Origin of the sequence: Isoptericola sp. NPDC056134 (assembly GCF_042264825.1) — a bacterium.
Classification (GTDB): Bacteria; Actinomycetota; Actinomycetes; order Actinomycetales; family Cellulomonadaceae; genus Isoptericola; species Isoptericola nanjingensis.
The window spans coordinates 147,153-165,828 of the sequence record NZ_JBHJVM010000010.1 but is presented as its reverse complement, the minus strand read 5'-3'; the positions used below and the strand labels follow the sequence as shown (position 1 = coordinate 165,828).

Below are 18,676 nucleotides of genomic sequence, written 5' to 3'. Positions count from 1 at the left end.
GGGACGGACCGATCCATGATCGGTCCGTCCCCTCTCTATCTCGGGCGAGGAGCCTCTCTATCTCGGCAGGTGCTCAGAGCTCCTGGTTCGCCCGCTCCAGGTCCTCGGCGAAGTCCACCTCGACCGCGTACAGGTCGGAGATGTCCACCGGCAGCACCTTCACGCCGTCGTGCGCGATGGCGAGCTCGAGGCCGCCCTCGAAGTACTCCTGGTCGTCGACCTCGTCGAGACGCTGCAGCAGCTTCGCCTTGTCCTGGGCCGCGACGTAGTTGATCCCCACGGCCTCGCCGAGCGCCCCGGCGCCGACCTTCTTCGACAGCTCGTTGATGTAGCCGTCGTCGTCGACGGTGTACTTGACCTCCTCGTCACCGACGGAGGACGTGTTGACGCACACGAACGACCGGCCCTCGTCGATGAGGGGCTGCACGCGGCGCAGCACGTCCGGGTGGAAGACGACGTCGCCGTTCAGCCAGAGCACGCCGCGGTCCCCGGTGACCCGGAGCGCGCGGAGGAGGCTCTTGGACGTGTTCGTCTGGTCGTAGACCTCGTTGTAGGTGAACGCGACGTTCGGCGCGGCCTCGAGGATCATCTCGAGCTTGAAGCCGACGACGATCAGCACCTCGGCCTCACGGCCGTAGACGGAGCGGAGGTTGCCGAGCTGCTGGGCGAGGATCGTACGACCGTCGCGCAGCTCCGTCAGCGGCTTGGGGTGCGGCCGGCCGAGGCGGGTCCCCATGCCCGCCGCCAGGATCACTGTCTGGATACTCATCGCGTTCCTCTCTCGTTACCTGTCGGTGCGGCGCTCGGCGCGCCGTGGGCGTCGACCCGGGCGACCTCGCGGTCGCGGATCTCCATGAGGCGCTCGCACGCGGCGACGAACCGCTGCGTGGACGCGCCGGGGGCGGTGTCACCGAGGTAGTGCTCGCGCAGCGCGTGGCGCCGGTCGCGCGTCGGGTCCTCGGTGAGCTCGCGGTCCACCGTGGCCAGCACGTCGCCGAGGGCGGCGACGGGCAGCGACGGCGCGAGCTCCAGCAGCGGGCTCGCCGCGATGATCACGTCACCGACCGGCCGGGTCACGACGATCGGCTCGCCGGTGGCGAGCCAGTCCATCGCCACGCCGGAGACGTCGCAGACCAGGAGGTCGGCCGCCGCGAACGCCGGGGCGACGTCGCCGTGGGTGTCGGTGCCGTGGGCGGGGCCCTCGGCGGGCGCGGGCGCCGCCGCGAGGTACTCCCGGATCGCCTTGTCGGCCTCGCCGTACGCCGCGACGCGGACGCCGGTGAGCGGGTGCGGGCGGTAGAGCACGCGGTAGCGGCCCGAATCCACGAGGGCGCGCACGATCGTGAGCCCGTGCGTGGCCACCGTGCCGTACTCCGCGGACGGCTGGCCCCCCTCCCACGTGGGGGCGTACAGGACGGTGGGCAGGGGCCCGCGGGGTGTCCGCGCGCGCAGGCGCAGCTGGTCGTCGAGCTGCGGGCGGCCCACCGGCACGCACCGCGCGTGCGCGTCGTACAGGGTGCTGAACCGCGCCATGCGCTCGACGGCGGCCTGCCCGGCGACGAAGGAGAAGTCGTACGCCTTGGTCTGGTTCGACACCGTGACGAGCTTGTCGCTGTCGCCGTGCATCAGCGACGCGTGCACGAGCTGCCCGAAGCGCAGGCAGGTGAAGTTCTGCGGGTTGTGGTTGACGTACAGGGCGAGCTTCGTCGGCGACCGGCCGAGGACGTCGTCGAGGGTCGTGTAGTGCGCCACGGTGCGCACGTCCAGCCCGCTGTCGCGGCGGATCGCCCGCGCGGTGCGGGAGTCCTGGGTCACGACGACCACGGGGTGCTCGGCGTGCAGCGCGCGGAACGTGTCGTACCACTGCTCGATCTGGTAGAGCGCGTCGGGGGTGTCGGCGAAGTACACGAGCACCTCGTACGGCCACGAGGTGCCGAGGAGCTCCTGGTCCTCGCCCAGCCCGTCCGGCATGCCGCCGGGCAGCAGCCCCAGCCGACGGATCGCCTTGCCCCCCAGGGACCGGATCCGGCGGCGCCACGTGGCGCCGCGGGGTGTGGCGGTCAAGGCCCCTCCTCAGGGTGGATCTCAGGGTGGATGACGGTCTGGTCCGGTCAGCGACCGGCGCGTCGCAGCATACCGGCCACCCTCCGCGCGGCCCGGGACAGCGAGGATCGCCAGGGCTCCGCGCCGGCCGGCCGGGCGGCGGCCCGCGGAGACACCGGTCGACGACGGGCGACGTCCGCGAAGACCTCCGCCCACCGTCCGACGACCGCCCCGTCGGAGTACCGCTGGGCGGTCGCGACCGCGGCCTCGCGCATGCGGCGCACGGCGTCGTCGTCGAGCGACACGAAGCGCACGATCGCCGCCGCGAGCGCGTCGACGTCGCCGTCCGGCACGAGGAAGCCGTCGACGCCGTCGGTGATGATGTCGGCGGGGCCGTAGCGGACGTCGAACGCGATCGGCACGCACCCGCGCGCCATCGCCTCCGCGAACACCAGCGGCAGCCCTTCCGCCCTGCTGGTCAGCAGCAGGAACGAGGCGTCGGCCAGCCGGTCCGCCGCGCCCGGGACGTACCCGTGCAGCGTCACGCCAGGGACCTTTGCCGCACGGGGCTCGAGGCGAGCCCGCTCCGGCCCGTCGCCGTAGACGTCGAGGGTGAGCGGCAGGCCGCTGCGGACCTTCGCCCGGCGCAGCCCGGCGATCGCGTGGCCGACCCGCTTCCGGCGGCTGAGGCTGGCGAGCATCACCCCGCGGTAGCGGTCGGCGTGCGCGGGCATCGCGCCGTCGGGCAGGTCGGTGCTGTTCGGCACCACGTACGTGTTGTCCCGCACGCCGACCCGGTCGTGGACGTCGCGCCGCTGGCCCTCCGTGAGGAGCACCACGGCGTCGTAGTCGCCCACGTGCTCGATCATCGGGGCGCGCGTCCCCGCGAGCGGCCCGTGCGCGTCCTCGGCCGCGGCGGCCAGGTGCGCCCCGTGCACCAGGTGCAGCGTGTAGATCCCCTTGATCTGCAGGTTGGCGAAGAACTTGGTCAGCGCCTTCGAGTCGACCACGAGGTAGGTCGGGCGCTCGGACAGCACGGTGCCGACCCAGTGCCGGTACAGGGCCCACACGGTGGACCACCGGCGTCCCGGGCGCCCGTCGCTGGTGTAGAACCGCACCTCGCGACCGGCCGGGGTGCTCTCGTCCGCGGCGGCGAGGGAACCGTCCGGCCGGAAGTGCAGGTGCCGCGTGGACTCCCCGTCCTTCTCCAGGCGCACCCGCTCCCCCGGAGCCCCGCGCGGGAGGTCCCGCGGAGCGGCGCCGGCGCGCGCCCCGACCTTCTCGTCCGGCATCGCGCGGACGTCGGCCCACAGGTTGTGCAGCGTGACTCCCGGCACGAGCTGGCCACGCTCCTCGAGGGCGGCACGGGCCTTGTCGACGTCGAGGGCCGGGTCGAAGGTGAGCACCCGCACCGGCACCCCGCCCTGGTCCACGAACGCCCGGGAGCGCCGGAGCAGGGCCGACGTCATCCCGCCGAAGTCGGCGGGGATCGACCAGGTCGCGGCGGCGTACGCCCCGTCGGGCAGGCGGGTCGTCGTCGGTCCGTGGCTGTGGGGCACCGGCCCATCGTAGGGTCTGAGGTTCGCCCGGTCCCGCACGCGGCACCCTCCCGGACACGGGGGTCGCCCGAGGAATGGACGGGCGAGCCGAGGCCCCCGCAATTCCGAGTCGTCCGATGTAATATCGGCCGGCCCCGTCGACACCGAACCGGAAGCTCTGATGCCCTCTCGCCCGCTGCACCCTGCCACCCTGCTGCGCGGCGCCCGCCGCGCGCTGCGCGCCGCGCTCGGACGTCCGGAACCCTCCGGTCCGGAGGTCCTCGCCCGGACGCACCCCGTGGTGCACGAGGTCCGCGGCCTCCTGCACGCCAAGGACCAGAAGGGCGCGCAGTCGCGTGTCGACGAGGCCCTGGCCACGCCGGCTCCCGGCGCCGACGCGCTCGTCGCGGGCGGCCTCGTGGCGCACCGCCGCCACCTGCACGAGCGAGCGCTGGACCTCTTCGACCGCGCGGGCGACGACGCCCTGGCTGTCGCGCCCGTGCCCTACGTCGAGTCGCTCTTCCGCGTGGACCCGCAGCGCGGCCTCGCGCTCGTGCGGTCCTGGCTCGACGGCGCGTCGCCGGCACCCGCCGCCCGGACCTGGCACACCGCGCTGCGCTACGTCTTCGCGCACGGCGACGACACCCTGCGGCACGCCGTGCACGACCGGTTCGTCGCGGCGTACCGCGGGAACGAGAAGCAGTGGCCCGGGGGCGCCGCCGAGGTCGAGTGGCTCGAGCGCTGGCGCGGGGCAGAGCGCCACACCACCGCCCCGGCGCCCGGCGCCCGCGTGCCCTTCGCGGTCATGGACTACGTGCAGCCGGGCAAGGGGAAGTCGTCGCAGAACATCGGCGACCACGTGCAGACGCTGTCGTCCCTCGGGCACGTCGTGCGCCGGCAGAACCTGCGCTTCCACGGCGACGCCGACCTGGTCGGCTTCGCCCAGGAGATGCAGGAGCGGGTGCGACCCGGGCTGCGCCTCGACGGCGAGGCCACCGACGTCGAGCTCTACCGCGTGGACCGCGACGGGTCGTCGTTCCAGTCGTTCCCGGAGGGCACCTGGCTGCTCGAGTTCGGCTGGCACTCCCACGACCTGGCGGGCACCGGCGTCTGGGACTTCCCGATGCACGAGAACCTCCGGCCGCTCTTCGTCTCGTTCCACTGCAACAAGCGCGGTCTGCTGACCCCGGAGGTGCTCGACTACCTGCGCGCCCACGGCCCGGTGGGCTGCCGCGACTGGACCACGGTCGACCTGCTGCTGTCGCTCGACGTCCCCGCGTTCTTCTCCGGCTGCCTCACGACCACCGTCAGCACGGTCTTCCCCGAGCTCGAGCAGCGTCCCGCGCCCGCCACCGTCTACGTGGACGCCGTGCGCGAGCCCGTGCCGGACGGGCAGGACAACGTCAAGCAGAGCTACCGCGAGGTGAAGGACCGCACCTTCGTGGAGAACATGCGCGAGGCGGTGCGGCTGCTCGAGTGGTACCGCACGTCGTTCACCCACGTCGTGACGAAGCGGCTGCACTGCTACCTGCCCACGACGTCGCTGGGGCTGGACGTCGACTTCCAGCCCGCGAACTTCGCCGACGTGCGCTTCAGCGGGCTGCACCCGCTCGACCACGACGGCTTCGAGGCCATCCGCACCGGCATGATCGCGCGGCTCGAACCGGTCCTCACGGCCGTCTTCGAGGGCCGCGACCCCGAGGCCGTGTACGCGCTGTGGCGCGAGACCGTCGCCCCCGAGGTGGAGGCCGCCCGCGCACGGCACGTCGCGACGACGCCGCTGCCGGCGCTCCCCGTCGGTCCGGCGGAGGTGGCCGCCCCCACCGCGGTCACGGCCCCTGCCGTGGACGGCGCCGTCGACGTGGTCCTCCTGCCCCGGCACAGCCAGCTCCCCCACGTGGGCGAGGCCGTGCGAGCGCTCGACGCGTCGGCGTCCGTGCCGCTGCGCGTCTGGCTCGTGGGACCGGGCGTCGGCCGGCTCAGCCTGCCCGAGCTCTCCGCGCGCACCTCCGTGCACCGGGTACCGACCTCGACCCTCGACCTCGAGACGCTCGGGCTGACGACGTCGCAGCGGGCGCACCACGTGCTGCTGCCGCACCTGCTGCCCGGCGTGGACCGCGCCGTGGTGCTGCCCGTCGACGCCGTCGTGCTGGGCGACGTCGCGGAGCTCGCCGCCGCCGACCTGGGCTCCACGGCCGTCGCGGCCAGGCACACCTCGCACGCCGACCCGAGCGGCTTCGGCCTGCTGTACCGGGCGGCCCGCCGCCTGGACGACGCACCGGCGACGGCCTACGACTTCTACCGCCGCATCCACGCCCGGCACGTGTTCGACTTCAACGCGTTCGACACGGGGGTCATGGTGCTCGACCTGGCGCGCCTGCGGGCGGACGGGTACGCGGCGGAGTCGCTCGCCGCCATGCGGGAGTTCCGGATCGACGCACGCGAGGCCCTGCACCTGTACGTCGGCCCGCACCGCACCGAGCTCGACGCGGCCTGGGACCACGTGCCGACGCGCGACCTGCCGGACGCCCCGGCGCGGCTCGTGCACTGGGCCGACCCCGTCAAGCCGTGGGACGAGGCCTACGTCGCGCGCCAGGACCTGTGGCACGAGCGCGCGGCCAGGCCCGCGTCCCCTGCCGCTCGGTAACCGCGCGCCACCGGCTCGCGGACGGGCTCTCGTCCGAGCCCGTCCGCGATGATCGCCCCGGACACCCGACCGGGTATCGTCGCCGCCCATGATCTCCCCGACGACCACGTCCGCGCCGTCCGTCGGGAGCTCCGCCCCCGCCCGGGTGGGGCCCCGACCACGCCTCCGCGGGCTGGACGGGCTGCGGTTCCTGGCCGCGCTCCTCGTGCTCGGCTACCACTACACGGGGATCGGCATGCCGCACTGGGGTGCCGCGCCGGCCGACGTCTTCCCCGGGCTCAACCAGGTCACCCGGTACGGGTTCCTCGGCGTCCAGCTGTTCTTCATGATCAGCGGGTTCGTCATCCTGATGACGGCGTACGGCCGACCGGTCACCACCTTCGCCGCGTCGCGCGTCGCACGCCTGTTCCCCGCCTACTGGGCCGCCGTCGTGCTGACGGTGATGCTGCACCTCGTGTGGCACGACGGGCGGGACGCCTCGGCGGTGGACTCGCTGCTCAACCTCACGATGATCCAGAACGCCTGGGACGCCACCGACGTGCAGGGCCCGTTCTGGACCCTCTGGTTCGAGATGCTCTTCTACCTGATCGTGGGGGCGTTCATCCTCGTGGGGATCACCCGGCGCCGGGTGATCGCCCTCGCGGTCCTGTGGCCGCTCGTCGCGCAGCTCGCCAGGGCGAACGACGCCGACCTGCTGAGCACGGTGCTGATCCCCTCCTACGCGCCCTACTTCGCCGTGGGCATGCTGCTCTTCCTCGTCTACCGCGACGGCGGCGACCTCGCGGTGTGGCTCGCCATCGCCCTGACGAGCGTGCTGTGCGTGCGCCAGGCGTACCACTACGCCGGCCGGGCCTCCGAGCTGGTGGGCGCGCCCGTCTCGGCGGTCGTCTGCGCCGCCGCGGTGATCGCGATGGTGGGGCTCATCTGGGCGCTCAGCGCAGGGCCGCTGCGGCACGTCGACTGGCGGGTGCTCTCGACGCTCGGCGCGCTCACCTACCCGCTGTACCTGGTGCACGGCCAGTTCGGGTTCGCCGTGATCGACGTGCTCCACGACGACGCGTCCCGCTGGGTGGTGCTGGGGATCGCGACCGCGCTCTCCCTGGCCCTCGCCGCGGTGCTGCACCACCTCGTGGAGAACCGCGTGCACGACCGCCTGCGCCAGGGCGTCCGGTCCGGCCTCGAGAAGACCTTCGACACCGCACGGCGCTGACTCACACGGTGCGCACCAGGTGGAGGCGCGCGTGCATCTCGCGCACCAGCCCGTACCTCGTGCCCTCGCGGGCGAGGAACTCGTCGACCGCCTTGCGGCACCCCGACCAGGCGAAGTAGTCGTCGACGACGAGCCTGCCCGAGAGGACGAGGCGGGGCACCACGCGCTCCAGGCAGGTGCGTGTCGACGCGTACCAGTCGCCGTCCAGGTGCGCGACGGCGACCGGCTCGTCGCCGGTCAGGGTGTCCTCGAACAGCCCCCGGACCAGCGTCACGCCCGAGCTGTCGACGGGCAGGCCGTGCCGGGCGAACGAGTCCCGCACCTCGCTGTACAGGTCGTCGCGGTAGCCGTAGTAGGTCTCCCCGCCACGACCCTTCGCGCGGCCCTCGACGATCGTGGCGTACCGGGCGTGGACGTCCTCGCCGTCCTCCTGCGTGGGCGGCGGGATGAGGCCGAAGACGTCGTGGACGAAGAGCCGGCGCCCCGGCGCCTTGGCCTCCGCCATCACGATGGCCGACCCCCCGCGGGCCGTGCCGCACTCCAGCAGCACGCCGGGCAGGTCCCGCGCCTCGGCCTCGAGCACGGCCTGCGCGAGGTCGTGCAGCGGGCGGGCGCCGAGCAGGGTCAGGTGCTCGGCGCGCACCGCGCGCGCGACGGCACCGACCTGGTCGGGCAGGTCGTCGAGCAGGCCCGCCTCCAGCTCGCGGACCCGCCTGCGCAGCCGGCGCACCTCGGCACGGCGCGCGTCCAGCTCCGCGCGCAGCGCGGCGGTGTCCTCGTCGTGCCCGGCTCGGTCCGTCCCCGAACGTCCGCCCCGGCGCAGCGCGGCCACGAACCGGTCTCGCACGCTCCGTCCGGACATGCGTCCATCGAACCTCAGGAAACGTCGGACGGCCACGGGGCGGTCCCCGCACGACCACCGAGCGTTCATCCCCCGGCCACGCCGACGTCCCCTGCACGTCGCCCGCCCCGGTGACAGTGGAGACGTGACCGCGTTCGTCGAGTCCCCGCTCCAGCTGCTGTCCGCCGTCGAGGCCCACGCCGCCGGGCACGCAGGCGCACGTACCCGGGTGCTGGCGCGCGCCGACGTCCCCGCCCTCACCGGCGACGTGGACGCCGTGCGCGCCCTCGGCCTGCCCCCCGGCCTGGACGTCGACCTGGCACCCGCGCCGCGGCGCCTGCCGCACGACGTCGTGGTGGTCGGGGACCCGTTCGCCGGCACGTTCCAGTCCGCGCTCGTCCGGGCGCTGCGGCCGCCGCAGCGGATCATCGTCGTGGACGACGGGCTCGGCATCCTCGACCTCGCCCACCGCCTGACGTCGGGCAGCTCGCTGGTGCGGATCGGCGCCCCGCCCGGGTCGCTGCGCTTCGGGCTCGGCGCGCTGGCGGCGCTCCGGATGCGTCACGTGGCCGAGGACGGCGGGCTGAGCCTGTGCACCGCCCTCCCCCTCGACCCGGACCTGCGCGCCTGGCTGCGCCTGCTGGGCATCGACGTGCTCGAGCACGCCTTCGGGTGGCTGCGGGGCCGGCCCGCGGCCGACGCGCCGGCGGAGCCGACGGTGGTGCTCGGGTCGGCGCTGGCGGCGGACGGGTTGCTGCACCCCGACCGGTACGTGGCCTGGGTGCGCGGCGTCGCCGCCGACGGACCCGTCCGGTACGTGCCGCACCGTCGCCACGACCCGCGGATCTCGGCACTCCTCGAGCAGGCGCCGGGGATCGAGGTGGATGCACCCGGAGCGCCGGTGGAGATCCGGCTGCGCGGCCTGCGTCCCGGCCAGCGCGTGGTCACGCTGCCCTCCGCCGCCGCCCTCACGCTCTCGCGGCTGCTCGTGCCGCGCGGCGTGGCCGTCGTCCCGCACGCGGTGCCCGACGCCTGGTGGACCGACCGCGCGACGCCGGAGCTGCGTCATCGCCTCCGTGCGGCGCACGAGCTCGCGGCGCTCGCCGCGGCCTCCCCCGTCGCAGGACCGTCCCTGCGCGAGGTGCGGGCCTCCGCTTCCTGACCCGCCGGACCGGGCGGGCGCGTCGGGCCGTGAGCCGGCGGTCACGTGCGAGTGCCGGTTTGCCCTGGGCAGCGGGTTCATGGTTAGCCTGACCGGCCCTCCGCTCCCGATCTCCACGGTGATCCCTCCGCATGACGACGCTCGTCCGCGACCGCACGTCCGGCACGCCCGCCGCCCCGGACGGCGGCGCCCGCCGCCCGCCGCGGACCTTCCGCCCGGAGATCCAGGCGCTGCGCGCGCTGGCCGTGGCCCTGGTCGTGCTCTACCACTTCTGGCCGGGCCGGCTGCCGGGCGGCTACGTGGGCGTCGACGTCTTCTTCGTCATCTCCGGCTTCCTCATCACGGGCCATCTGCTCCGGGAGGCGGAGTCCACGGGCCGGGTCCGGCTGGCGCGGTTCTGGGCGCGCCGGGCGCGCCGCCTGCTGCCAGCCGCCTACGTCGTCCTCGCCGCGACCGTCGTCGCGACGCTGCTGTTCGCGCCGCAGTCCCTGTGGCAGCAGTGGTTCCGCGAGACGCTCGGCGCCACGCTCTACGTCGAGAACTGGGTGCTGGCCGGCGACGCGGTCGACTACCTGGCTGCCGACGGCGACCCGTCGCCGGTCCAGCACTACTGGTCGCTGTCGACCGAGGAGCAGTTCTACCTCGTGTGGCCGCTGCTCGTCCTGCTCGGGACCGCCGTCGCCGCCCGGCAGGCCGGGACCCTGCGCCGCACGACGACGCTCCTCCTCGGCGCCGCCACCGCCGCCTCGTTCGCGTACTCGCTGTGGTTGACGACGGCGAACCCCGCCCCCGCCTACTTCGCCACCACGACCCGCGCCTGGCAGTTCGGCGCCGGCGCGCTGCTGGCGCTGTGGCTCGCCCGCCCGGGCTTGCGGCCGACGACGGACGGCGTGCGCACCGCGCTGAGCTGGGCCGGCCTGGCCGTCCTCGCCGGCTGCGCCCTCGCGTACACCGACTCGACGCCCTTCCCCGGCACGGCGGCGCTCGTGCCCGTGCTCGGCACGGTCGCCGTCATTGCCGCCGGTGCGCCGGCGGGGCGCCTCTCCCCCACGCCGCTGTTCGCCTGGCGTCCCGTGCAGCAGACCGGCGAGATCTCCTACGCGCTGTACCTGTGGCACTGGCCCGCGATCGTCCTCGCCCCGTTCGTGCTGGGGCGCGAGGCGGGCCTGCTCGAGCGGATGACGCTGCTGGCCGGCGTCGTGCTGCTGGCCGCGGCGACCAAGCGCTGGGTGGAGGACCCGGCGCGCTTCACGGAGCGCTGGGGGCTGCAGCGCCCGCGCCGCGCCCTCGGCGTCACCGCGGCCGCGACCGCCGCGCTCGCCCTCGTCGCGGGGGGCGGCGTCGCCGTGGCGCAGCACCGCGCGCAGGAGCAGGCGGCGATCGCCGCCCGGGTCGTCGCCGACCCGCCGTCGTGCTTCGGCGCCGAGGAGATGGACCCCGAGCACCCCTGCGACAACCCCGCCCTCGACGACGTCGTCGTCCCCGCGCCCGTCGCCGTCGCGGACGACGTCGCCGGACCCCGGGACTGCTTCGTCGACGTCGACGGGACCGCGCTGGCGGACTGCACGTTCGGCCCCGTCGACGATCCCGACGTGCCGCACGTCGTCCTGGTCGGCGACTCGCACGCCCGTGCGCTGCTGCCCGCGTTCCGTCAGCTCGCCGCCGAGGGGCGCGTCAGCGTCACCGCTCACCTGAAGAACTCGTGCGCCTGGACGACCGGACCGGTCGACGCCGACGGCGAGCGCGTCCGCACCTGCGAGGAGTGGCGGGACAAGCTCGAGACGTGGCTGGAGCGGCACGCCGGGTCGACGGACGCGGTCGTGACCACGGGGTCCCTCAAGTTCCTCTCGGGCACGCCGGACCGGCAGGCGTCCGACCTCGCCGCCGCGTGGCGTCCCGTCGCCGAGCGGGGTGTCCCCGTCGTCGCCCTCTCGGACAACCCGCAGCACGACGAGGAGCCGTCGCAGTGCCTCGACGGCGGCCTGGCCGCCGACCCCACCCGCTGCGACCTGCCCGAGGACCAGGCGTTCCCCGACCCGCAGGTGTTCGAGGAGGCCACCGAGGAGGTGCCCGGCGCCTCGTACGTCGACCTCACTCCGCTCTACTGCCGCGACGACACCTGCCCCGCCGTCATCGGCGGCGTCAACGTGTACCGCGACACGCACCACCTCACGGCCACGTACACGCGCACCATGACGCCCTACCTCGAGCGCGAGCTGCGCGACGTCGGCCTCCGCGTCTGACCGACCCGCCGTGCCCCACTGCCGAACAGGCGTCAGGGGGTGAGCTTGTTGTCCACCATGGACAGGGCGGAGCCGATGGCCATGTGCATGTCGAGGTACTGGTACGTGCCCAGCCGGCCGCCGAAGTGCACCTCCGGCTCGTCGGCCATCAGCTCGCGGTAGCGCTTGAGCCGCTCGCGGTCCGCGGGCGTGTTCACCGGGTAGTACGGCTCGTCGCCGCGCTCGGCGAAGCGCGAGTACTCGCGCACGATGACGGTCCTGTCGCTCGTGTACTCGCGCTCGGGGTGGAAGTGCCGGAACTCGAGGATGCGCGTGTACGGCACCTCGGTGTCGGCGTAGTTCATCACCGGCGTGCCCTGGAAGTCCCCGACGGGCAGCACCTCGCGCTCGAAGTCCAGGGTGCGCCACGACAGCGACCCCTCGGCGTCGTCGAAGTACCGGTCCACCGGGCCCGTGTACACGACCGGCACCTGCCCCACGACGGCGCCCTTGCTCACCGGCTGCGAGGCGTCGAAGAAGTCGGTCGACAGCCGCACCTCGATGTTCGGGTGGTCCGCCATCCGCTCCAGCCACGCCGTGTACCCGCCCGTGGGCAGACCCTCGTACGTGTCGTTGAAGTACCGGTTGTCGTACGTGTACCGCACCGGCAGCCGCGAGATGATCGACGCCGGCAGCTCCCGCGGGTCCGTCTGCCACTGCTTGGCCGTGTACCCCTGGATGAACGCCTCGTACAGCGGCCGCCCGATCAGCGACACGCCCTGCTCGTCCAGGTTCCCCGGCCGCTTGTCCCCCAGCTCCGCCGCCTGCTCGCGCACCAGCGCCCGCGCCGCGTCCGGCCCGTGCGCCGACCGGAAGAACTGGTTGATCGTGCCCAGGTTGATCGGCATCGGGAACACCTCGCCCCGGTGCGTCGTGTACACCCGGTGCACGTAGCCCGTGAACGCCGTGAACCGGTTGACGTACTCCCACACCCGCTCGTTCGACGTGTGGAACAGGTGCGCGCCGTACCGGTGCACCTCGATCCCCGTGTCCGGGTCCGTCTCGCTGTACGCGTTGCCGCCGAGGTGGTCACGACGGTCGATCATGAGCACCTTGCGCCCCTGCTCGGCCATCCGCTCCGCGACGGTCAGGCCGAACAGCCCGGTACCGACGACGACGAGGTCGGTCATGCTCTCCTCCTGGTCAGGGGGTCGGTCGGTGGGGCTCGTAGCCGCCGCGCAGGCGGGTGTACGCGCGGTACCCGGCCTTGCGCACCGGCTCCGGCACCACGCGGTAGCCGGCGCGCACCACGACGTTGCGCACCATCTGCGGCCCGGTGAGGAAGCCCTCGGCGTGCAGCGTGCGCTGCAGCGCGAGCTCGGACGCCAGCAGACGGCGGCCGCCGCGGCGCGCGTAGGCCCCGGCGCCGACGCGGTACAGCACCAGCGGCTCGACGACGTTCTGCGCGTCCGCGCCGCCCGCGATCATGCGGGCGAAGAGCAGGTAGTCCTCCATGAGGTCCAGGTGCTCGTACCCGCCCGCGGCGGCGACCGCCGAGCGCCGGTACACGACCGACGGGTGGTTGAACGGGTCGCGGAACCGCGCGGTGGTCGCGATGTCGTCGCCCGTGGGCGGTACGCGCACCATGCCGGGCGCGTGCTCGTCGTCGTCGAACTCCTGGATCGCGGAGCCGACGATGTCGCACCCGGCTGCCACGAGGGGCACCTGCGCGGCGAACCGCTCGGGCCGGGAGATGTCGTCCGCGTCGGCGCGCGCCACGATCTCGTGCTTGCACGCCTCCAGCCCGGCCTCCAGCGCGCAGGCGAGGCCGACGTTCTTCTCCAGCGGCACCAGCGTGACGGGCACGGCGGTGAGCTCGTGCAGGCGCCCGAGCACGGCCGCGATCTCCTCGCCGACGGGCCCGTCGCGCACGACGACGACCTCGTCCGGCCGCAGCGTCTGGTCGCGCGTGACGGACAGGAAGCTGCGCTCCAGGTGCGCGGCGTCGTCGCCCGCGTACACGGGCAGCAGCACCGAGAACCGGTGGTCGTCGAGGGGGCCGCGGGCGACGACCGGCGCGGCGGACGCCGCCGCCGGGCAGTCGGCCGGTCGCACGGGCGCGTCCTCGTGCCCCCGCTCGACGCGCGCGACGCTGGCGGCGGCGGGCCCGACGCCGGCGAGCACCTCGCTGTCGGCCCGCGGCCGGCGCACGACGCCGTGCCACAGCCCGCGGCCGCCGGCCTTGAGCAGGGTGCCGCGGTCGGACGAGCGCGCGACGGTGCGCGCCCAGCGGCGCAGCGTGGAGCCGCCGTAGAGCAGGCGCTCGGAGGGCGCGAGCGCGGACGACCGCGTGAACGTCCAGATCTTGTTGCGCACCTCGTAGTAGAAGCGCGGGCCGGGGTCGTGGTCGGTGCCGACCAGCCGGGCGGTGCGGTGCTCGACGACGCTGCCCGGGACGTACAGCCCGGTGCCGCGGCGCAGCAGGCGGGTGGAGTACTCGAAGTCGTCGTTCCAGATGAAGAAGTCGCTGACGGGCAGGCCGTGCTCCCGCACGGCGCGCGCGTCGACCAGCATCGAGACGAACGACATCGACCGCACCGGCATCGCGCCGGCGGCACGCGCCCGGGACAGCTCGGCGGGCGACGCCCCCGGGCGGCTGCGGGGCGTGTTCATCGGGTGGTCGCTCCCGTCGGTCCACACGACGCGGCTCGCCATCGCGGTGACGTCGCCGGCGTAGGCGTCGCGGGCGCCGAGCAGGGCCTCGAGCGCCGTCTCGGTGGGGACCGTGTCGTCGTCCATGAGCCACACGAGGTCGGCGGCAGGTCCGGCGGCACTGTCGGCGACGGCGGTCGCGAGGCCGACGGCGAAGCCGCCCGCGCCGCCGGTGTTGCGGTGGAGCGCCACGACCTCGGGGGCGCTCGGGTGGGACCGCGCGACCTGCAGGGCGTCGTCGGTCGACGCGTTGTCGACCACGACCGTGCGGTCGATCGGCCGGCTCTGGGCGGCCAGCGCGTCGAGGGCCGCGCCGAGCAGCGCGGCCCTGTTGTACGACACGACGACCGCGACGACGGTGGGAGAGGACATCCCGCACATCCTAGTGGTGCTGGGAGGGGCGCCGGACCCCGCCCGGCGCGTCGTGCGGAGCGCCCGCGGAACGGGCGAAGGTCGCGCGCCACGTCTCCGGCGCCGCCAGCGCCGGTGCCGCGGCGCGCCAGCGCCGGGACACCGTGCCCCACCGCGCCGCGAGGCGCAGGTGGGCCACCACGGTCGCGCCGGCGAGGCGCCACACGCGACGCCGCTCGTGGCGCAGCCAGGTCCCGGAGGCGCCGTCGCCGGCCAGCACCAGCACGGAGTCGTGCTCGGGCACCTCCCACCACGTGGCCTGGTCACGGGTCAGAGCGCCGCGCGGCATCCCGCCGGGCGCCGGGCGCAGGTTGCGTGCCAGGCCGCGCAGCGTGAGCCGCACGAGGGCCACCGCCGAGGTGGGCTTCGGCCGGGCCGGCGCCGTCCAGCGCCGCGCGACCGCGGCGTCGAACACCGCGTCCCCGGGCCGGTACGTGGTCGTCTCGGGGTAGGCCGCGCCCACGGCGCGCGACGCGGGGACGACGTCGCCGAGCCCCGCGTGCAGGTCGCCCGGCCCGGTGAGCAGGTCGCGCAGCGCTCGCACGTGCAGGTCCACCGGGTAGTACCGCATCCCCAGCAGCAGCTTGAGGTCGGTGGCGAGCAGGTTCGCCAGGAGCAGGCCGCCGCGCGGGCGGCGGGCGTGCAGCAGCGCCGCGACGATCCGGTTGCGCACGTGCACGTACGCCTGCCACTCGACGGTGTCGTCCTTCTCCGTCCACGCCACGTGCCACAGCGCCGCGCCCGGGAAGGACACGGTGGCGTGGCCGGCGTCCCGCGCGCGCAGCCCGAACTCGGCGTCGTCCCACTTGAGGAACAGCGGCAGGGACAGCCCGACGTCGCGCAGCACGGCGGTGGGGATGAGGCACATCCACCAGCCGTTGAAGTCGCTCTCGCCGCGCGCGTGCAGCCAGGGGGTGTCCCGCAGCGGCGCGGCGGCCAGGTCGTGCCACTGCTGGTCGGCCTCGGGCGGACCCCAGTTGAAGGTCCCCTCGTGCACCACCTCGCTGAAGGAGTTGAGCACCGTGGGGCGGTTCAGGTCGAGCATGTGCCCGCCCACGACGACGGGCTCGCGCGCGGCGCGGTGGAACCGGATCGCGCGGAGCAGCGCCTCCGGCTCCACCTCGACGTCGTCGTCGAGGATGAGCACGGCGTCCGCGCCGTCGCGCTCCAGCGTCTCGAGCATGCCGCGCGAGAAGCCCCCGGAACCGCCGAGGTTGCCCTGCTCGACGACCGTGAGCTGGTCACCGAGGGCAGCGGCGACCTCCGGGTAGTCGGGATGGTCGACCAGGCGTCGCGTGCCCTGGTCGATCACGAACACCGTCCCGACCGCGCCCCGGAGCGCCTCCGACGACGCGATCCGGCGCAGCGTCGCGACGCAGTACTCCGGCTTGTCCATCGTGGTGATCGACAGGCACACGTCGCCCGTCCGCCGCGGCGCGACGTCCACGAGCCAGCGCGCGTCGGTGACCAGGACGTCCGCGTCGCCCGCGTCCACCTCGACCCACAGCCAGCCGCCGTCGGCCATGCCCGCGACGTCGGCGTCGAGCGTCACCGTGCCGTCGTCGACCGGCGCGGAGCCCACGACCGACGCGGCACCGCGCGCGTCCGAGCGGACGAGTCGCAGCGTGCCGGCGCCGGCCGCGGCGACCTCCAGCCGTACGGTCCCGGCGCCGGCCCAGCGCACCCAGTAGGAGGCGGGGAACGCGGAGAAGTAGGTGGCGAGCCCCTGGCTCGTGCCCGCAGGCACGCGGACCGCGCCGTCGGCGACGACGGCGGGCCCCTCCTCCACGGCCAGGGCTCGGCGGTCGGGTGGGAGCGTCAGGATCAGCTGTTGCGCCAGGTGCACGCGCCCGACCCTAGCGTCCGCCGCCGGTCGTCCCGGCCGACCGGCCTCTCATGCCCCGTGCGCTACCACCTCGCGAGGACGATCTTGCTGATCCGTACCTGCTTGCCGGAGTCCAGCGTCTTGAGCGTGACCGTGCCGCTCGTCCTCGGCACCCACACCGTGAAGATCCGGTCGCCGTCGGAGGCCCTGCCGAAGTCCAGCGTCTCGATCGCCTTCCCGCCGACCCGCACCTGCAGGCGACCGTCGGAGGGGCTGGTCGCCCCGCGGATCACGACGCGTCGCACCTGCTTCGCGCCGGGGAGCTGGACGTAGGCGCCCTTCGTCGTCGTGCGGTACGCGTAGTCGCCGAAGTAGGACGAGCCGGTGACCTTCTTCCACCCGGACGACTTCTTCCAGCTGGAGGGACTGACCGCCCTGTTGGTCCGCGCCAGGGTGGTGAGCGGTCCGCGGCGATGGTCGGAGTCGACGGCCCGCACGGCGAGCTCGCGGGACTCACCGGTGCTCTGGCTGAGCGTGATCGAGGTCCCGGACGTCAGCTTCACCTCCCGCCAGTAGTACGTGTACGGCATGCCCTCGTTCCACCTCGCGTAGCGCTGCAGCACCTGGTAGCTCGACGCACCCGAGACGGGCTTCCACCGGTAGGTGGAGCTGCCGTTCCACTGCACCGGCGCCTGGTTCGACGTCGGGTCGACGCGCGTGGGCGCCTTGACCTTCGGGACGATCGAGCCGTACTTCTTGATCGCGGCGTCGCGCCGCGAGTCGGCGCCCGCGCGGATCGTGCCCATCTTGGCCGCCAGGTACTGCCCCGGACAGGCCGTCAGGTTGGTGGTGCGGTGCATGAGCACCGTCGGCACCCGGACGTCGGTGCCGGGCTTGGCGCGCGTCCCCGATCCCGTGCTCCCGCCGGTCGGGAGGACCACGGTCCCGCGCGGGTTGATCCCGTACGTGTAGCTCTTCCAGGCGACGACCCTGGCGAGCGCCGTGACGAGCGCGCTCGACGGCCGCGCCGTGTCGAAGTTCCCCATCGCCGAGATCCCGATGGTGCCGGTGTTGTACCCGCCGGCCTGCGCGCCGACCGGGTTGTCCCACCGCGACTTCTTGCGCCCCTCGAAGATGTTGCCGTACTTGTCCACGAGGAACTGGTAGCCGATGTCGGGCCAGCCCCGTGACTTCGTGTGATAGGCGTAGACGCCGCGCACCAGCGCCGCGGACTGGCTCTCCTTGTAGCTGTTGGTGCCCGCCGTGTGATGGATGTAGATGGCCTTGAGCTTGCCGGAGATCTCCGGCCACCTCCCGGACAGGGACTCGTCCGCCCCCCACCCGGAGCGGCTGACGATCTTCGGGCGGATCTCGGTCCCGGTGCCGGCGTCGGCGGACGCCGCGGGGGCCTGGTCGTCGCCCACGTACGCGTCGGCCCGCGAGGTCCCCGGGTCCACGACGTCGACCTTCAGGCCGGTGGGCGGCACCCCGCTCTCGGTGCGCACACGGACCTGGACGCCGTCGGCCCCCGCCGTCACGAGCGGCTCGGTCCCGGCCCGGCTCCCGGGCAGCCCGATGTCGTCGATGCCGAGCGACTGCCACTCGCTCCACGTCCCGGACTCGCGCACGCGGACCGCCACCTCGGTCACCGTCGCGGTGGACGTCCCGTCCCACGTCACCCCGGCGACCAGGAAGTCCTGCGTCGTGGTGCGCTCGCTCAGCGCGGCGAGCGCCCCGTCGTCCGGCTCGGGCGTCGGGACGTCGCTGAGCGTCTCGGCACCCTCCACCGCGGCGGTGTTCCCGGCGGCCTCGGCCGCGGCGTCGTGCTCGTGCCCGACGGCGTCGGCGAGCGCCCCCTTCTCGTGCCGGGCGCCGGCGTCGATGCCGCGCACCGGGACGTGCTCCACGTCCGGGGCGACGGCGTGCGCCTTCGGGACGGGGAGGGAGACCGTGGGGAGCACGACCCCCGCGAGGGCCAGCGCCACGACGGTCGACGTCGTGACGGCGGTCCGGGCCGCCCGTCGAGCCCTGCGTGTCGTCGTCATGCTCGTCTCCGCTCGTCCAG

The 18,676-nt window shown here is 74.2% G+C and carries 12 protein-coding genes; 4 read left to right on the top strand and 8 right to left on the bottom strand.

Annotated features, from left to right (window positions below):
• Nucleotides 1–73: 73 nt before the first annotated feature.
• The 3 genes from ACFCZN_RS12135 to ACFCZN_RS12125 are packed head-to-tail and all read right to left on the bottom strand — an operon-like array spanning nucleotide 74 to nucleotide 3,602.
• Nucleotides 74–769 (bottom strand): NTP transferase domain-containing protein, encoded by a 696-nt coding sequence (locus tag ACFCZN_RS12135; RefSeq protein WP_429764617.1) that lies wholly within the window; start codon nucleotides 767–769, stop codon nucleotides 74–76.
• A complete protein-coding gene (locus tag ACFCZN_RS12130; RefSeq protein ID WP_429764616.1) occupies nucleotides 766–2,064 on the bottom strand; it encodes a CDP-glycerol glycerophosphotransferase family protein in 1,299 nt (432 codons plus the stop codon). The genes ACFCZN_RS12135 and ACFCZN_RS12130 overlap by 4 nt, the downstream gene beginning before the upstream one ends.
• A gap of 47 nt (nucleotides 2,065–2,111) precedes the next feature.
• Nucleotides 2,112–3,602, bottom strand: a complete 1,491-nt coding sequence (locus ACFCZN_RS12125; protein WP_430556955.1) for a glycosyltransferase — start codon at nucleotides 3,600–3,602, stop codon at nucleotides 2,112–2,114.
• Between the two features lie 160 nt (nucleotides 3,603–3,762).
• Between ACFCZN_RS12125 and ACFCZN_RS12120 the strand changes: the two genes are divergently transcribed.
• Together ACFCZN_RS12120 and ACFCZN_RS12115 are read left to right on the top strand one after the other, a co-directional pair.
• On the top strand, nucleotides 3,763–6,228 hold the full coding sequence (locus ACFCZN_RS12120; protein WP_430556954.1) for a glycosyltransferase: 2,466 nt from the start codon (nucleotides 3,763–3,765) through the stop codon (nucleotides 6,226–6,228).
• Nucleotides 6,229–6,316: 88 nt separating this feature from the next.
• Nucleotides 6,317–7,438 (top strand): acyltransferase family protein, encoded by a 1,122-nt coding sequence (locus ACFCZN_RS12115; protein WP_430556953.1) that lies wholly within the window; start codon nucleotides 6,317–6,319, stop codon nucleotides 7,436–7,438.
• Between the two features lies 1 nt (nucleotide 7,439).
• Here ACFCZN_RS12115 and ACFCZN_RS12110 read toward each other — a convergent pair whose 3' ends face one another.
• Nucleotides 7,440–8,300, bottom strand: a complete 861-nt coding sequence (locus ACFCZN_RS12110) for a TylF/MycF/NovP-related O-methyltransferase (RefSeq protein ID WP_430556952.1) — start codon at nucleotides 8,298–8,300, stop codon at nucleotides 7,440–7,442.
• Between the two features lie 124 nt (nucleotides 8,301–8,424).
• Here ACFCZN_RS12110 and ACFCZN_RS12105 point away from each other — a divergent pair, with 124 nt between their 5' ends.
• Entirely contained in the window at nucleotides 8,425–9,441 is a 1,017-nt protein-coding gene (locus tag ACFCZN_RS12105; protein ID WP_430556951.1) for a hypothetical protein, read from the top strand.
• Between the two features lie 131 nt (nucleotides 9,442–9,572).
• Nucleotides 9,573–11,684 (top strand): acyltransferase family protein, encoded by a 2,112-nt coding sequence (locus ACFCZN_RS12100; protein WP_430556950.1) that lies wholly within the window; start codon nucleotides 9,573–9,575, stop codon nucleotides 11,682–11,684.
• A 32-nt stretch (nucleotides 11,685–11,716) separates the two neighbouring features.
• Here the strand turns inward: ACFCZN_RS12100 and glf are convergent, their stop codons facing one another.
• The 4 genes from glf to ACFCZN_RS12080 form a co-directional block, all read right to left on the bottom strand.
• Nucleotides 11,717–12,853: a UDP-galactopyranose mutase gene (glf, locus tag ACFCZN_RS12095; protein WP_430556949.1), complete on the bottom strand. Its 1,137-nt coding sequence runs from the start codon at nucleotides 12,851–12,853 to the stop codon at nucleotides 11,717–11,719.
• Between the two features lie 13 nt (nucleotides 12,854–12,866).
• Nucleotides 12,867–14,747, bottom strand: a complete 1,881-nt coding sequence (locus ACFCZN_RS12090; protein WP_430556948.1) for a glycosyltransferase — start codon at nucleotides 14,745–14,747, stop codon at nucleotides 12,867–12,869.
• Nucleotides 14,748–14,757: 10 nt separating this feature from the next.
• Nucleotides 14,758–16,632 (bottom strand): glycosyltransferase, encoded by a 1,875-nt coding sequence (locus tag ACFCZN_RS12085; RefSeq protein ID WP_430556947.1) that lies wholly within the window; start codon nucleotides 16,630–16,632, stop codon nucleotides 14,758–14,760.
• A 62-nt stretch (nucleotides 16,633–16,694) separates the two neighbouring features.
• Nucleotides 16,695–18,656: a peptidoglycan recognition protein family protein gene (locus ACFCZN_RS12080; protein WP_429764606.1), complete on the bottom strand. Its 1,962-nt coding sequence runs from the start codon at nucleotides 18,654–18,656 to the stop codon at nucleotides 16,695–16,697.
• Nucleotides 18,657–18,676 lie beyond the last annotated feature (20 nt).

What these genes read in the sequence shown, in the direction of transcription:
- ACFCZN_RS12100 (WP_430556950.1), top strand. Translation starts at nt 9,573, where the DNA reads ATGACGACGCTCGTCCGCGACCGCACGTCCGGCACGCCCGCCGCCCCG.
- ACFCZN_RS12110 (WP_430556952.1), bottom strand. Translation starts at nt 8,300, where the DNA reads ATGTCCGGACGGAGCGTGCGAGACCGGTTCGTGGCCGCGCTGCGCCGG.
- ACFCZN_RS12080 (WP_429764606.1), bottom strand. Translation starts at nt 18,656, where the DNA reads ATGACGACGACACGCAGGGCTCGACGGGCGGCCCGGACCGCCGTCACG.
- ACFCZN_RS12120 (WP_430556954.1), top strand. Translation starts at nt 3,763, where the DNA reads ATGCCCTCTCGCCCGCTGCACCCTGCCACCCTGCTGCGCGGCGCCCGC.
- ACFCZN_RS12090 (WP_430556948.1), bottom strand. Translation starts at nt 14,747, where the DNA reads ATGTCCTCTCCCACCGTCGTCGCGGTCGTCGTGTCGTACAACAGGGCC.
- ACFCZN_RS12115 (WP_430556953.1), top strand. Translation starts at nt 6,317, where the DNA reads ATGATCTCCCCGACGACCACGTCCGCGCCGTCCGTCGGGAGCTCCGCC.
- glf (WP_430556949.1), bottom strand. Translation starts at nt 12,853, where the DNA reads ATGACCGACCTCGTCGTCGTCGGTACCGGGCTGTTCGGCCTGACCGTC.
- ACFCZN_RS12135 (WP_429764617.1), bottom strand. Translation starts at nt 769, where the DNA reads ATGAGTATCCAGACAGTGATCCTGGCGGCGGGCATGGGGACCCGCCTC.